This window comes from Cupriavidus sp. GA3-3 (assembly GCF_000389805.1).
Classification (GTDB): Bacteria; Pseudomonadota; Gammaproteobacteria; order Burkholderiales; family Burkholderiaceae; genus Cupriavidus; species Cupriavidus necator_D.
Genome location: NZ_KB944502.1, coordinates 20886 through 34446, shown reverse-complemented (window position 1 = coordinate 34446; position 13561 = coordinate 20886). Strand labels below are relative to the sequence as shown.

At 68.6% G+C, this 13561-nt stretch carries 12 protein-coding genes; 2 read left to right on the top strand and 10 right to left on the bottom strand.

Features of this window, described 5'->3' with window-relative positions; translation table 11 throughout:
- Positions 1 to 102: 102 nt before the first annotated feature.
- The 10 genes from purH to C265_RS25580 all read right to left on the bottom strand — a co-directional run bounded on the left by purH (position 103) and on the right by C265_RS25580 (position 9389).
- On the bottom strand, positions 103 to 1677 hold the full coding sequence (purH, locus tag C265_RS25625) for a bifunctional phosphoribosylaminoimidazolecarboxamide formyltransferase/IMP cyclohydrolase (protein ID WP_010813888.1): 1575 nt from the start codon (positions 1675 to 1677) through the stop codon (positions 103 to 105).
- A gap of 22 nt (positions 1678 to 1699) precedes the next feature.
- Entirely contained in the window at positions 1700 to 1933 is a 234-nt protein-coding gene (locus C265_RS25620) for a Fis family transcriptional regulator (RefSeq protein ID WP_010813887.1), read from the bottom strand.
- Positions 1930 to 2991, bottom strand: a complete 1062-nt coding sequence (dusB, locus tag C265_RS25615; RefSeq protein WP_010813886.1) for a tRNA dihydrouridine synthase DusB — start codon at positions 2989 to 2991, stop codon at positions 1930 to 1932. Before dusB ends, C265_RS25620 begins: the two co-directional genes overlap by 4 nt.
- 287 nt (positions 2992 to 3278) lie before the next feature.
- The gene (locus tag C265_RS25610; protein WP_010813885.1) at positions 3279 to 4517 is read right to left on the bottom strand and encodes a UbiH/UbiF/VisC/COQ6 family ubiquinone biosynthesis hydroxylase; all 1239 of its coding nucleotides are present in this window, start codon (positions 4515 to 4517) and stop codon (positions 3279 to 3281) included.
- Positions 4498 to 4977 (bottom strand): hypothetical protein, encoded by a 480-nt coding sequence (locus C265_RS25605; RefSeq protein ID WP_010813884.1) that lies wholly within the window; start codon positions 4975 to 4977, stop codon positions 4498 to 4500. Before C265_RS25605 ends, C265_RS25610 begins: the two co-directional genes overlap by 20 nt.
- Positions 4974 to 6377: an aminopeptidase P N-terminal domain-containing protein gene (locus C265_RS25600; protein ID WP_010813883.1), complete on the bottom strand. Its 1404-nt coding sequence runs from the start codon at positions 6375 to 6377 to the stop codon at positions 4974 to 4976. The genes C265_RS25605 and C265_RS25600 overlap by 4 nt, the downstream gene beginning before the upstream one ends.
- Before the next feature lie 106 nt (positions 6378 to 6483).
- Positions 6484 to 7227: an N-acetylmuramate alpha-1-phosphate uridylyltransferase MurU gene (gene murU, locus C265_RS25595; protein ID WP_010813882.1), complete on the bottom strand. Its 744-nt coding sequence runs from the start codon at positions 7225 to 7227 to the stop codon at positions 6484 to 6486.
- Positions 7227 to 7550 (bottom strand): AzlD domain-containing protein, encoded by a 324-nt coding sequence (locus C265_RS25590; protein WP_010813881.1) that lies wholly within the window; start codon positions 7548 to 7550, stop codon positions 7227 to 7229. Before C265_RS25590 ends, murU begins: the two co-directional genes overlap by 1 nt.
- Complete coding sequence (locus tag C265_RS25585; protein ID WP_010813880.1) at positions 7547 to 8350, bottom strand: AzlC family ABC transporter permease; 804 nt, start codon at positions 8348 to 8350, stop codon at positions 7547 to 7549. Before C265_RS25585 ends, C265_RS25590 begins: the two co-directional genes overlap by 4 nt.
- Positions 8351 to 8354: 4 nt before the next feature.
- Positions 8355 to 9389 (bottom strand): aminoglycoside phosphotransferase family protein, encoded by a 1035-nt coding sequence (locus C265_RS25580; RefSeq protein WP_010813879.1) that lies wholly within the window; start codon positions 9387 to 9389, stop codon positions 8355 to 8357.
- Between the two features lie 216 nt (positions 9390 to 9605).
- On the opposite strand from C265_RS25580, the gene C265_RS25575 reads away from it, so the two are divergent.
- Both C265_RS25575 and C265_RS25570 read left to right on the top strand, forming a co-directional pair.
- Complete coding sequence (locus C265_RS25575; RefSeq protein WP_011614549.1) at positions 9606 to 12047, top strand: LPS-assembly protein LptD; 2442 nt, start codon at positions 9606 to 9608, stop codon at positions 12045 to 12047.
- Positions 12048 to 12056: 9 nt separating this feature from the next.
- Complete coding sequence (locus tag C265_RS25570; protein WP_010813877.1) at positions 12057 to 13532, top strand: peptidylprolyl isomerase; 1476 nt, start codon at positions 12057 to 12059, stop codon at positions 13530 to 13532.
- The last annotated feature ends 29 nt before the right edge of the window (positions 13533 to 13561 follow it).

Here is a 13561-nt window from a genome sequence, read left to right as displayed (position 1 = left end):
CCGGCACCTAAGGCAAAAAGCGGTTTCGCTTTCCCTTGCAGGAGAACGAAACCGCTTCGGAGCCGGCGGCCTTGCCAGGCAAGGCCGCAAGCCTGCCAGTGCTTAGTGGCGGAAGTGGCGCGTGCCGGTCACCACCATGGCGATGCCGCGTTCGTCGGCGGCGGCGATCACTTCGTCGTCGCGCATCGAGCCGCCCGGCTGGATCACGCAGGTCGCGCCCGCGTCGACCACCACGTCCAGGCCGTCACGGAACGGGAAGAACGCGTCCGAGGCCACTGCCGAGCCGGCCAGCGTCAGGCCGGCATTCTGCGCCTTGATGCTGGCGATGCGGGCCGAATCCACGCGGCTCATCTGGCCCGCGCCCACGCCCAGCGTCATGCCGCCGCCGCAGAACACGATGGCATTGGACTTGACGAACTTGGCCACGCGCCAGGCGAACATCAGGTCGTCCATTTCCTTCGGGTTCGGGTGGCGGCGCGTCACCACGCGCAGCTCGGACGGCTGCACGTTCCTGGCGTCCGGGCTCTGCACCAGCAGGCCGCCGCCGACACGCTTGAAGTCATACTGGTTGATGCCCTGGCCCAACGGGATCTCCAGCAGGCGCACATTCTGCTTGGCCGCGAACACGGCACGCGCGCCGGCGCTGAACGACGGGGCGATCAGCACTTCGACGAACTGCCTGGCCACGGCCTGCGCGGCGGTTTCGTCCAGCTCGACGTTGAAGGCGATGATGCCGCCGAAGGCCGAGGTCGAATCGGTCTTGAAGGCCTTGTCATACGCTTCCAGCGCATTCGCGCCCAGCGCCACGCCGCACGGGTTGGCGTGCTTGATGATGACGCAGGCGGCGCCGCTGGCGGCGTCGAACGACTTGACGCATTCCCAGGCCGCGTCGGCGTCGGCGATGTTGTTGTACGACAGTTCCTTGCCCTGCAGCTGCACGTAGTTGGCCAGCGCGCCGTCCACGGCCCTCAGGTCGCGGTAGAACGCGGCGGACTGGTGCGGGTTCTCGCCGTAGCGCATTTCCTGCACCTTGTCGAAGGCGAGGTTCAGCGTCTGCGGGTAGGCGCTGCGGCCCTGGTGCGACTTGTCGGCACCCAGGCTGGTCAGGTAGTTGGTGATGGCGCCGTCGTACTGGGCGGTGTGCGCGAACACCTTGGTGGCCAGGCGGAAATTGGTGTCGTAGCCGACGCTGTTGGCGTTGGCGCGCATTTCGTCGAGCACCACGGCGTAGTCGGCCGGGTCGACGATCACGGTCACGTCGCGATGGTTCTTGGCCGCCGAACGCAGCATGGTCGGGCCGCCGATGTCGATGTTCTCGATCGCGTCGGGCAGGGTGCAGTCATCCTTGGCCACGGTCTGCTGGAACGGGTACAGGTTCACCACCAGCAGGTCGATGGTCGGGATGTCGTGCTCGGCCAGCGCGGCCATGTGCTCGGGCAGGTCGCGGCGCGCCAGGATGCCGCCGTGGACCTTGGGATGCAGTGTCTTGACGCGGCCGTCGAGCATTTCCGGGAAGCCGGTGTAGTCGGCCACCTCCGTCACGGGCAGGCCGCTGTCGGCCAGCAGCTTGGCGGTGCCGCCGGTGGAAAGCAGCGTGACGCCGAGCGCGTTCAGTTCGCGCGCGAAATCGACGATGCCGGTCTTGTCGGAAACGGAGAGTAGGGCTTGCTTGATCATGGCTGTGGGAGACGCTTCAAATTCAAAGTAAACCGTGCTGCTGCAGCTTCTTGCGCAGCGTATTGCGATTGATGCCCAGATAGGCGGCGGCCAGCGACTGGTTGCGCTCTGCGCGCACCATCACGGCTTCCAGCAGCGGCCGTTCGACCGCCTCGAGCACCATGTTGTACATATTGGACGGCTCTTCGCCGTCCAGGTCGCGAAAATAAGTGTCCAGGCTTTCCCGGATGCACTGGTCGATAGCGTTGCGGCTCATGCGGCAAGCAACTCCCCGTTTTTGTTGTTGTTCGCTTCGTCTTGGTCTTGTGCTGCGTCGTCCACGTACACCAGCCGGTCAGAGATCTGCGCCTGCTCGTCGAAGAACGCATTGACCGCCGCCAGTTGTTCGGCGGTGCTCTCCAGTGTGTTCATGCGGTGGCGGAACAGGTTGGCGCCGCGCAGCCCGCGCGTGTACCAGGCAATATGCTTGCGCGCGGTGCGCACGCCGGTGAATTCGCCATAGAAGGCGTAGTGGTCTTCCAGGTGCGCATTCATGATGGCACGGATCTCGGCCACTTCCGGCGACGGCAGCATCTCGCCGGTCTTCAGGAAGTGCTCGATCTCACGGAACAGCCAGGGCCGGCCCTGCGCCGCGCGGCCGATCATGATCGCGTCCGCGCCGGTCAGCGCCAGTACTTGCTTTGCCTTCTGCGGCGTGGTGATGTCGCCGTTGGCGACCACCGGGATCGAGACCGCTGCCTTGACCGCGGCAATGGTCTCGTACTCGGCGTTACCGTGGTACAGGTCGGCGCGGGTGCGGCCGTGGATGGTCAGCATGCTGATGCCCGCGTCCTCGACCATGTGCGCGATGCGCAGCGCATTGCGGTTCTCGCGGTTCCAGCCGGTGCGGATCTTCAGCGTGACCGGCACCCGGTCGCCCACTGCGCCGACCACGGCCTGAACGATGCGCACCACCAGCGGCTCGTTCTGCAGCAGGGCCGAGCCGGCGGCGACGTTGCACACCTTCTTGGCCGGGCAGCCCATGTTGATGTCGATGATCTGCGCGCCGCGGTCCACGTTGTAGCGCGCGGCCTCGGCCATCATCGACGGCTCGGCGCCGGCGATCTGCACGGCGATGGGTTCGACCTCGCCGGCGTGGTTGGCGCGGCGCATGGTTTTCTCGCTCTTCCACAGCTGTGCGTTGGACGCCACCATTTCCGACACCGCATAGCCCGCGCCGAGCTGCTTGCACAGCTGGCGGAAGGGCCGGTCCGTCACGCCCGCCATCGGGGCGACAAACAGGTTGTTGCGGAGTTGGTGAGGTCCGATCTGCACGGTTGGGCGGCGGTTCTGAGAGGCCGTCCCGGTGACCGTAGCGTTCCCCTCGCGGCGTGGATGGCGCCAGGGAAGGGGTCGGGACAGCCTGCTCTGAGACGGAAGACGAAACGGAAAAACATGCCCCTGCCGAAACTGCAGCCGGCCTTGGATCGGGACATGTGCGAGGGCAGGATTCTACCGCCAAACCATCGCCATTGCCCAAGATTTGAGCATCCGGAGCGCAACCGGGCAGGGGCCGTGGCGCAAACGCCGCCATGCGCGTGGCGCTTGCGCCACTGGCGGGGTCAGCGACGCATCCCGAACATCATGTGGCGCGCCAGCGCATGCCGCAGCGGCGGCAGGCAGGCCAGCACGGCCAGCGACGCGCCCCGCGCGTGCGCGGCCAGCGGGTAGGCGATGCCGAACACACGTGGCAGCAGGTCGGTCACGCCGATGGTGACGGCGCGGTCGAGCCGGTGGCGGCTGGCGAAGGCTTGCAGCGCCTGCGGCGTGCAGGCGCTGCGCAGCGAATCGGCCAGCGCGAAGGCGTCGCGCAAGCCCAGGTTGAGTCCCTGTCCGGCCACCGGGTGCAGCGTTTGCGCGGCATTGCCGACCGCCGCCACGCGGCCGTTGACGGTCACCGGGGCCGCATTCAGGCCGAGCGGGAAGGCATGGCGCTTGCCGGCCAGCGTGAAATGGCCCATGCGGTCGCCAAAGGCCCGGCCCAGTTCCGCCGCGAACTCCGCTTCCGGCAGCGCGATGCGCCGCGCGGCCTGGTCCGGCGGGCAGCACCACACCAGCGCATAGCCCGGCACGCCATGCTCCTCGTGCGGCAGCAGCGCCAGCGGGCCTTCGTCGGTAAAGCGCTCCCAGGCCCAGCCCGGCTGCGGGCGCGAGCAGGTCACATGGGCGATCACCGCGGTCTGGCGGTAGTCGCGCGTGCGCGCGCCGCGGCCCTGGTGGGCGGCCTGCTGGTGGAACAGCCCGCCCTCGGCCTGCACCACCAGGCGCGCGGCCAGGTGTGCCACCTGGCCGTCGTGGCCGGTGCCGGCCAGTTGCACGGCGCCGGCATCGGGATCGTCCGCGGCGCTCGGCGCAGGATCCTGTGCGATCTGGTCGATGCGGGTCTCGAACACACGCTGCAGCCGGCCTTCGCCCGCCGCCTGCGCGGCATGGGCGAGCGCGCGCTCCAGTGCCTCGCACAAGTCGCCGTAGCGGACCACGTAACCGAGCGCCGGCACGCCGTAGTCGTCATGGTGCAGCCGCACATGGCCGAAGCGGCCGCGCTGCGAGACATGGATATGCTCGATCGGGCTGCCGGGCACCGGCCAGGCGCCGATCTGCTCCAGCAGCTGGCGGCTGCCATGCGACAGCGCGATCGCGCGCGGATCGCGCGCGGCGCGCGCCGGCGTGGCGGCATCGACCAGTGTCAGGCGCCAGCTGGTAGTGCGGAGCAACTGGCAGGCCAGCGCCAGCCCGACCGGGCCGCCGCCGACGATGGCGATATCGCGCAGGCTTTGGAAATCAGGCTGCGCGGCCGGCATCGTCGCTGCCTCCTGCATGACCCGCATCCGCCTCCGTTGGTGCTGCCGCATCGCGCTTCCAGCAGATCGCATCCGAGCGCGATTTGCCGGCCGCGGCGTCGCGCAGCGCGTTCTCGAGCTTCTGGTGGTTGAAACCCGGCAGTGCGCGCAGCTGCTCAAGCAGTGCACCATGGTTGGCGGCATTCAGCGGCGCCACGCAGCCCTGGCCCGAATCGGGCGTGCCGATCAGGATCAGCCAGGCCGTGCCGGCCCAGGGCGCGCGGTCGGACACCCGGACCACCACGCGCTCGAGCGTGTCCCAGGCGACTTCCTCGCGCTGGCCGTCGGGGCGGTGCACCACCACGCGGTCGTCGTACAGGTTGATGATGAAGGGTTCGGACGGATCGGGCCGGCGGTCGCTGCCAGCATTGCTGCCGCTGCGGGCCTGGCCCGGAAAGATCCTGCGCAGCCAGCCGATCATCGCAGACCTCCGGCAGCATTGGCGTTATCGCGCATCAGCGCCTCGATCTCGTCGGCCAGCACCGGCACGCCGCGCGTGATCAGCTCGCAGTCGCCGTCGGTGACCACGGCGTCGTCCTCGATGCGGATGCCGATATGCCAGTAGCGCTCGGGCACGTCCTCGGCCGGGCGCACATAGATGCCGGGCTCGATGGTCAGCACCATGCCCGGCTGCAGCGGCCGCCACGGGCGCTCGCCTTCGCCGCCGTGGCTGGCCACGCGGTATTCGCCCACGTCATGGACATCCATGCCAAGCCAGTGGCCGGTGCGGTGCATGTAGAAGCGGCGGTAGCTGCCGCTGGCGAGCACGTCGTCGAGAGTGCCTTCCTTGTTGCGGTCGAGCAGGCCGGTATCGAGCATGCCCTGCGCCAGCACGCGCACGGCGGCGTCATGCGGCACGTTGTAGGGCACGCCGGCGCGGGTCTCGGCGATGGCGGCGTCCTGCGCGGCCACCACCAGGTCGTACAGCTCTCGCTGCGCCGGCGAGAAGCGGCCCGAGACCGGGAAGGTGCGGGTGATGTCCGAGGCGTAGCCGTCGAACTCGCAGCCGGCATCGATCAGGCAGAGGTCGCCGTCCCTCAGTTCGGCGGGGCCGGCGCGGTAGTGCAGCACGCAGGCGTTGGGGCCGGCCGCGACGATCGAGTTATAGGCCACGCTCTGCGCGCCATGGCGGCGGAACTCATAGAGCAGTTCCGCCTCCAGGTGGTATTCACGCAGTCCGGCGCGGGTGGCCTGCATGGCCCGTACATGGGCCCCGGCGGAGATCTGCGCCGCGCGGCGCATGGTGGCCAGCTCGCCGGCATCCTTGAACAGGCGCATTTCGTCGAGCACGGTGCGGATGTCGAGCGCAACCGACGGCGCGGCCACCCCGGCGCGGCCCTGCATGCGCACGGCGTCCATCCAGCGCCGCATCTGCACGTCGGTGCGGGTCGAGTCGGCCAGCGGGTAGGCAATCTGCGCGCGGTTGGCCAGCAGCGGCGGCAGCGCGGCGTCGATCTCTTCGACCGAATGCGCTTCATCGAAGCCGAACGCGGCGCGCGCGCCATCCGGGCCGAAACGGAAACCGTCCCAGATCTCGCGCTCTTCATGCTTGGGGCGGCAGAACAGGATGCTGCGGTCGGCATCGGCGGGGTCGCCCGGCGCGCCGGCCACCAGCACCAGCACGGCCTCGGGCTCGGTAAAGCCGCTCAGGTAATAGAAATAGCTGTCGTGCCGGTACGGGTAGTCGCTGTCGCGGTTGCGCATGGCTTCCGGCGCCGTGGGCAGGATCGCCACACCGCCGCCGCCGGCGCGCAGGTGCTGCAGCACACGGGCGCGGCGGTCGCGGCAGGCGGCGAGGAGGGCGTTGTCGGGTGAGGACATGGTAGGGCCTGGGATGAGGAGGATCAGGGCGATTCTACCGCCGCTGGCGCCTCGCTGGCCGCGGGATCGTCCGGGCGCCTTGCCAGCCCCCGCCCAGTCAGCCGACCTAGCGCCCGTGCGCCGCCACAGGCGCTGCTGTTGCAAGCGCCGCATCCAGCTCGGCCAGCTGCGCCGGCGTGCCCACGTTCTCCCAGCGCCCGTCGAAGCGTTCGCCGGTAGCGGCGCCGGCGTCGATGGCCTCCCAGTAGTAGGGTGTCATCGGCATTTTGGTGCCAGGTTCGATGGCGGTGAAAAGGCGCGTGTCGTACAGGCCGATATTGCCGAATGTCAGCCGTTCGCCACCGTTGGCCAGTGTCCCGTCGAGCGTCAGCAGCCCGTTCGGTTGCAAGGTGAAGTCGCCGTTCGGGTGAAAGTCCGGGTTGGGCACCATCACCAGGTGCATGCGCGGGGCGGGCGCGCCGGCCATGTCGTGCGCGCGAGGCAACAGCCTGCGGAAGTCGTAGTCGCAGAAAATGTCGCCCGACACGGCCAGGAAGATCTCGCCGCGCTCCGGGTGCGTGGACAGCAGTGGCAGGGCCTGTGCGATGCCACCGGCGGTTTCCAGCGCAGTGCCCTCGGCAGAATAGGCCAGCCGCACGCCAAAACGGCTGCCGTCTCCCAGCGTGGCTTCGATCTGTCCGCCCAGCCAGGCATGGTTGATGACGATGTCGCGCAGGCCGGCACGCGCCAGCGCCTCGATCTTCCAGACGATCAGTGGCTTGCCGCCCACCGCCAGCAGCGGCTTGGGGCAGGTATCGGTCAACGGACGCATGCGGTCGCCGCGGCCGGCGGCGAAGATCATGGCCTTCATCAGAACAGAGCCTCCAGGGCAAGCAGCGCGGCCATGCCACCGGCGATGGTCCAGCCCACGCTGCGGGTTCGAGCGGCGATCAGGATGGCCACCACGCCGGCCACCAGCCGCGCGTTGGCGGGGGTGAGGGCAAGCTCGCCATGCTGCATCAGCAGATCAGGGGCGATCAGCGCCGACAGCATCGCTGCCGGCACGAACTGCAGCGCGGTGCGGAACCACGACGGCAGCCGCACGCGGCCTTCCACGGCGATGAACGACAGGCGGATCAGGAAGGTTGCCAGGCCCGCGGCAAGGAAGACCCACAGCAGGGTCATCGCACTCATGCGGCCTCCTTGCCGGCTGTTCCGCCTGGCGTGGCATCGGCGCCACGGCTGGCCGGGCGTTGCCCGGGGCGGTTGCCGCGGCCCAGCAGCAGCATGCCCACGGCAATGCCGCCGAGCGCCGCCACCATCAGCCCGAGCTTGTGCGGCAGGCTGTAGCAGGCCACCGCCAGCACGCTGGCGGCCAGCGCCGCGGCCACGTGCGAGCGGTGCTTCAGGCCCGGCACGATGATGCCGATGAAGGTCAGCGGCAGGAAGAAGTCGAGCGGCCAGTCGCGCGGCACCTGGGCGCCGACCAGCACGCCGGCCAGCGTCGACAGCTGCCAGCTGGCCCACAGCGCGAAGCCGCCGCCGAAGTAGTACCAGTGGCGGTAGCGGGCGCGCGGGCCGCTGTCGCCAAGCCGGTGCGTCATCGCGGCAAAGGCTTCGTCGGTCAGCAGGTAGGCGATCAGCGCCTTCCAGCGCCGCGGCAGGTGCGCGAGCGTGGGCGCGATGGTGGCGGAATACAGCGCATGGCGCAGGTTGACCATGGCCACCGTCAGCGTGATTACCACTGCCGGGGTGCCGGCGGTCCACAACTGGGTCAGGATCATCTGCGAGGCGCCGCCGAACACGACCACGCTCATCGCGCAGGCCAGCCACGCCGGCATGCCGGCGCCGACGGCCAGCACGCCGTAGATCAGGCCGAACGGCACCACGCCCAGCAGCATCGGCGCGAGCGCGCGCGCGCCGGCCAGCCATTCGCCGGCGGCGGTGATGGCGGGCGCGCGGTGGTCGCGCAGAACGGGCTGGTTGTCGGGCACGGCGTCAGAACGTGTAGCCGGCCGGGCTGGCCACGCCTTCGAGCGCGTCCAGTAGCCGGATCAGCTTGCGCAGTTCGGTGTAGCGGCCGGCCACCTGGCGGGTGTACTTCATCACCAGCGGCAGGTTGGCGAGGTAGCCATCCTTGCCGTCGCGGTGGTACAGGCGGGCAAAGATGCCCAGCACCTTGAGGTGGCGCTGCAGGCCCATCCACTCAAAATCGCGATAGAACTCGCCAAAGTCGGCGCTGACCGGCAGGCCGGCCTTGCGCGCGCGCTCCCAGTAGCGGATCAGCCAGTCCAGCTGCTGCTCCTCGTCCCATTCGATATAGGCGTCGCGCCATAGCGAGACCGCGTCGTAGGTGATCGGGCCGATCACCGCGTCCTGGAAGTCGAGCACGCCCGGGTTGGCGCCGCCATCGAGCACCATCAGGTTGCGCGAGTGGAAATCGCGGTGCACGTAGACCTGCGGCTGCGCAAGGATATTGATGAGTAGCGCTTCAGTCACTTCGCGCAGGTCCGCCTGCTGGGCCTCGGTCAGAGTGGCGCCCAGGTGCCTGGCCACATACCACTGCGGGAACAGGTCGAGCTCGCGCTGCAGCAGCGCGCGGTCGTAGGCCGGCAGTTCGCCGGGGCGGGTGGCGGCCTGGATGCGGACCAGGGCGGCGGCCGCGTCGGCGTACATGGCGTGGGCGGTGGAGTCATCGAGCCGCGACAGGTAGGTCTGGTTGCCAAGGTCGGCCAGCAGCAGGAAACCCTGCTCCAGGTCCTGCGCCAGCACGGTCGGCACGGTCACGCCGGCCGCGCCGAACAGCCCGCATACGTGGATGAACGGGCGGCAGTCCTCGTGCGCCGGCGGGGCGTCCATCACGATGGCGGTGGGATGCGCCGGATGGCCGGTGCTGACGCGGAAATAGCGCCGGAAGCTGGCGTCGGCCGAGGCGGGGGCGCAGGAATCGGGATCGGCGGACCAAGTCGGGCCAAGTCCGGATACCCAGGCCTTGAGCTGGTCCAGGCGCGGGTCGTGGGGGAGAGCTGCCATACAGATACGTGTGGGGAACGGGCGCAGAGTGGAAACGTAAATGAAACCGAAAGTAAGCGGGAAGGCGACCCTAGGTTGCCCCGTATAATACCCGACCAGACCCGGGCGCCGGGCGGCCCCCGGGTGGGGCCATTCGGTGCCCCGCAGCCTGCTCCGGCGGGGGCTGGCGGCTTGCAGGCGGGCCGCAGCCGACGCCGAGACTGACAACCCGTGCGAATGACCGAACAACGACGATCACCGAACAACAGGGCCTTGCCTTCGCCTGCCCCAACCAGCGTTCCTGCCCGAGCCAGGCGCGCCGGCGGCCTGCACGCGGGCGCGCTGCGGCCGCTGGTGCTGGCCATGGCCAGCCTGTCGGCCGGCGCACACGCGCAGATGTCCGGTTCGGCGATCCCCGATCTCGACCAGGTCGAGCCGGTGTTCGAAGCCGCGCCGAAAGCGCCGCCGCTTCCGGTGGAATCCGGCGAACTGGTGCCGCGGCTTGCCGAACCCGGCAAACAGTCTGACGCCGGCTCCGACGCCCCGACCTTTATCGAGGCCGACCGCATGACCGGCTACAGCGAGCGCGGCGTCGAGCTGGAAGGCCATGCCGAGCTGCGCCGTGACGGCGGTGCGATCAAGGGCGACAAGCTGACCTACGACCAGGACACCGACGAAGCCTTTGCTCAGGGCAATGTGCGCATGTCGCGCAGCGGCACGCTGGCGGTCGGTCCCGAGGCGCGGATGAAGGTCGAGGCCAACGAAGGCTATATGCTGTCGCCGGACTATTATTTCCAGCAGACCGGCGGCTCGGGCAAGGCCGAGCGCATCGACTTCCTGGACAAGGACCGCAGCACCGCCAGGCACGCGTCATACACCACCTGTTCGCCGGACAACGCCGACTGGTATTTCAGCGCGAACCGGATCGACCTGGACAACGACCGCCAGGTGGGCGTGGCCTACGGCGGCGTGCTGAATTTCTTCGGCGTGCCGATCGCTGCGGCGCCGGCGTTCAGCTTTCCGCTGAACGACGACCGCCGCAGTGGTTTCCTGCCGCCGCTGATGGGCTACGGCTCGCGTTCGGGCTTCGACCTGACCACGCCATACTACGTCAATATCGCGCCGAACCGCGACCTGACCATCTATCCGCGGCTGATGACGGAGCGCGGCCTGCAGCTCGGCGGCGAATACCGTTATCTGGGCCAGGGCTACAACGGGCGCCTGCGCGCCGAGTTCCTGCCGGACGACAAGAAGACCAATTCGAACCGCTGGGCCTACTCGATCCAGCATAACCAGAACCTGGCCAAGGGTCTCAATGCCTACCTGAATGTGAACCGGGTATCGGACGACCAGTACCCGGACGATTTCAACCGCAGCGTGTCGCAATCGACGCTGCGCCAGTACACGCAGGAAGGCGGCGTTACTTATAACTGGCAGGATTTCACGTTCCTGGCCCGGGTGCAGAAGTTCCAGACGCTGCGCCCAAGCGAGCCGTCGTACGAGCGCGTGCCGCAGCTCAACGGCAAGTACATCCGCTATGACCTGGGCGGCTTCGACGTGCAGGTGGAAGCGGACTACACGCGCTTCCGCATTCCGCTGACGTCCACCGGCTTCCAGCAGCCGCAGGGCGAGCGCATGTTTATCCAGCCGAGCATCAGCTACCCGATCGTACGGGCGGGCTGGTACGTGACGCCGAAGGTCACCTTCAACGCGACCCAGTACCAGATGGAGGCGGCCTCCAACACGCCTACGGTGCAGAATAATTTCTCGCGCGTGCTGCCGACCATGAGCCTGGACTCGGGCATGACATTCGAGCGCGAGGCACCGACGGTCAGCCGCCTCTTCGGCGTGAACTATGTGCAGACGCTGGAGCCGCGCCTGTTCTACGTGTACACCCCGTTCCGCGACCAGAGCCAGTTCCCGCTGTTCGACACGGTGCAGTCCGACTTCGGCTACGGGCAGATCTTCAGCGAGAACCCGTTCACCGGCTACGACCGCGTCGCCGACAACAACAAGCTGACCGGCGGCCTGACCACGCGCCTGATCGAAGCCGACACCGGAATCGAGCGCTTCCGTGGCACCATCGCGCAGCGCTACGACTTCACCGGCCAGCGCGTGCAGATCAACGGCACGCTGGCGGATCCCAAGGCGGGTTTCTCGGATCTGCTGGCGGCCACCACCATCCAGATGTTCCGCGGCTATTACCTGGACGCGGGGGTGCAGTACAACCCGGACAGCGACCGGATCAACTACGGCAACGTGGCGGTCTCTTACCGGCCCGAGTCGCGCAAGGTGATTAACGCAGGCTACCGCTACCGCCGCCCGACCTCGGTGACCGACAACACCGCGATCGACCAGTTCGAGGTGTCAAGCCAGTGGCCGATCACGCGCCGTGCCTACGGCATCGCACGCTTTGCCTTCGACCTGGCCGCAAGCCAGATGGTCGATGCGCTGGCCGGCGTCGAGTACGCCGCCGACTGCTGGGTCGGCCGCGTGGTCTACCAGCGCTTCCGCAACACCACGCAAGGCTACACCGGGCGGGTCTTCCTGCAGGTGGAGTTCCGTGGCCTTTCCAAGATCGGTTCCAACCCGTTGAACATCCTGCGCCTGAACGTGCCCGGCTATGAGCCCGTGTCGGCCAAGCCGGTGCCGACGACCCAGTTCGATCACTATGAATGACGGATTACGATGAAACGTCAAGAATTCGCCGTGTTTTCCTTTCTCCTGACGTCCTGGCATCGCTTGCTGCTGCCGGCGGTGCTGGCCGCCATGACGGTGCCGGCTGCCGCGCAGCTCAAGGCGCCCGGGACGGCGCCGCGCTCCAGTGGCATCTTCGTGCCGCAGGCGTCTGACGTCGCGGCGCCGTCGAGCCAGCCCAAGCTGGGCGTGCCCCAGGCCGGCGGCCAGAAGCGTTCGCAACTGGTCGACGAAGTGGTGGCAGTCGTCAACAACAGCGTGATCACGCGGCGCGAGCTGCTCGACCGTGCCGACGAGATCGAAGGCCAGCTGCGTGCCGCCGGCCGCCCGGTGCCCGCGCGCGCCGACCTGCTGGGCGAGGTGCTCGAGCGCCTCGTAATGGAGCGCGTGCAGACCCAGGCCGCACAGGAGGCCGGCATCCGCGTGACCGACCAGGAAATCGACCGCGCCATCGAATCGGTGGCACAGCAGAACCGGCTGAACGCGACCGAGCTGCGCCGCCGCGTCGAGGCCAGTGGCATGACCTGGACCAAGTACCGCGAGGAACTGCGCAAGCAGGTACAGGTGATCCGCCTGCGCGAGCGCGAGGTCGATTCCAAGGTGCAGGTCTACGACGGCGAGATCGACAACTACCTGGCGGCGCGCGGCGGCCAGGGCGCCGCCAGCGGCCCGACCGAATACAACGTGGCGCAGATCCTCGTGCGCGTGCCCGAGAATGCCTCGGACGCACAGAAGCAGGCGCAGCGCGCCAAGGCCGAAGGGCTGCTCAAGCAGGCCCAGGGCGGTGCCGACTTCGCGCAGCTGGCGCAGGCCAATTCCGAGGGCCCCGAGGCGGCCCAGGGCGGCGCGATGGGCTTCCGCGAGATCGGCCGCCTGCCGGCACTGTTCGCCAACGCCGTGGTCGACTTGCAGGCTGGCGGGGTGGCGCCGCAGGTGGTGGAAAGCGCGGCGGGCTTCCATGTGGTCAAGCTGGTGGCCAAGCGCGCGGCGCCGGCATCCAGCCCGGCCGCGGCCTCGAAGATCACCCAGACCCAGGTGCGCCACATCCTGATCCGCACCGGCCCCAACATGCCCGAAGCCGAGGCGCGCCGCCAGCTCAGCACGCTGCGCGACCGCATCACCCACGGCGGCGATTTTGCCGACGCGGCCAAGCGTTTCTCGCAGGACGGCTCGGCGCAGAACGGCGGCGACCTCGGCTGGGTCTCGCCGGGCGAGCTGGTGCCCGAGTTCGAGCAGGCGATGAGCCGCCTGCGCCCGAACGAGATCTCGGAGCCGGTGGTCACGCAGTTCGGCGTGCACCTGATCCAGGTGCTCAACCGGCGCGAGACCGAGATGTCGCCCGAGAAGCAGCGCGACTTCGCCCGTGCCGAAGTCCGCGAACAGAAGCTGCGCGCAGCCTATGATGACTGGGTGCGCCAGCTGCGCTCGCAGGCGTACGTGGAGTATCGGGTCAACCGGCAGCGCTGAAGCGCCGGTCCCCGATCCGCTGACCTGAC

Coding starts and splice junctions, on each gene's coding strand:
- C265_RS25610 (WP_010813885.1), bottom strand. CDS start 4,517: ATGCCGGCCGCGCAGCCTGATTTCCAAAGCCTGCGCGATATCGCCATC.
- purH (WP_010813888.1), bottom strand. CDS start 1,677: ATGATCAAGCAAGCCCTACTCTCCGTTTCCGACAAGACCGGCATCGTC.
- C265_RS25600 (WP_010813883.1), bottom strand. CDS start 6,377: ATGTCCTCACCCGACAACGCCCTCCTCGCCGCCTGCCGCGACCGCCGC.
- C265_RS25620 (WP_010813887.1), bottom strand. CDS start 1,933: ATGAGCCGCAACGCTATCGACCAGTGCATCCGGGAAAGCCTGGACACT.
- C265_RS25590 (WP_010813881.1), bottom strand. CDS start 7,550: ATGAGTGCGATGACCCTGCTGTGGGTCTTCCTTGCCGCGGGCCTGGCA.
- C265_RS25575 (WP_011614549.1), top strand. CDS start 9,606: ATGACCGAACAACGACGATCACCGAACAACAGGGCCTTGCCTTCGCCT.
- C265_RS25605 (WP_010813884.1), bottom strand. CDS start 4,977: ATGATCGGCTGGCTGCGCAGGATCTTTCCGGGCCAGGCCCGCAGCGGC.
- murU (WP_010813882.1), bottom strand. CDS start 7,227: ATGAAGGCCATGATCTTCGCCGCCGGCCGCGGCGACCGCATGCGTCCG.
- C265_RS25580 (WP_010813879.1), bottom strand. CDS start 9,389: ATGGCAGCTCTCCCCCACGACCCGCGCCTGGACCAGCTCAAGGCCTGG.
- C265_RS25570 (WP_010813877.1), top strand. CDS start 12,057: ATGAAACGTCAAGAATTCGCCGTGTTTTCCTTTCTCCTGACGTCCTGG.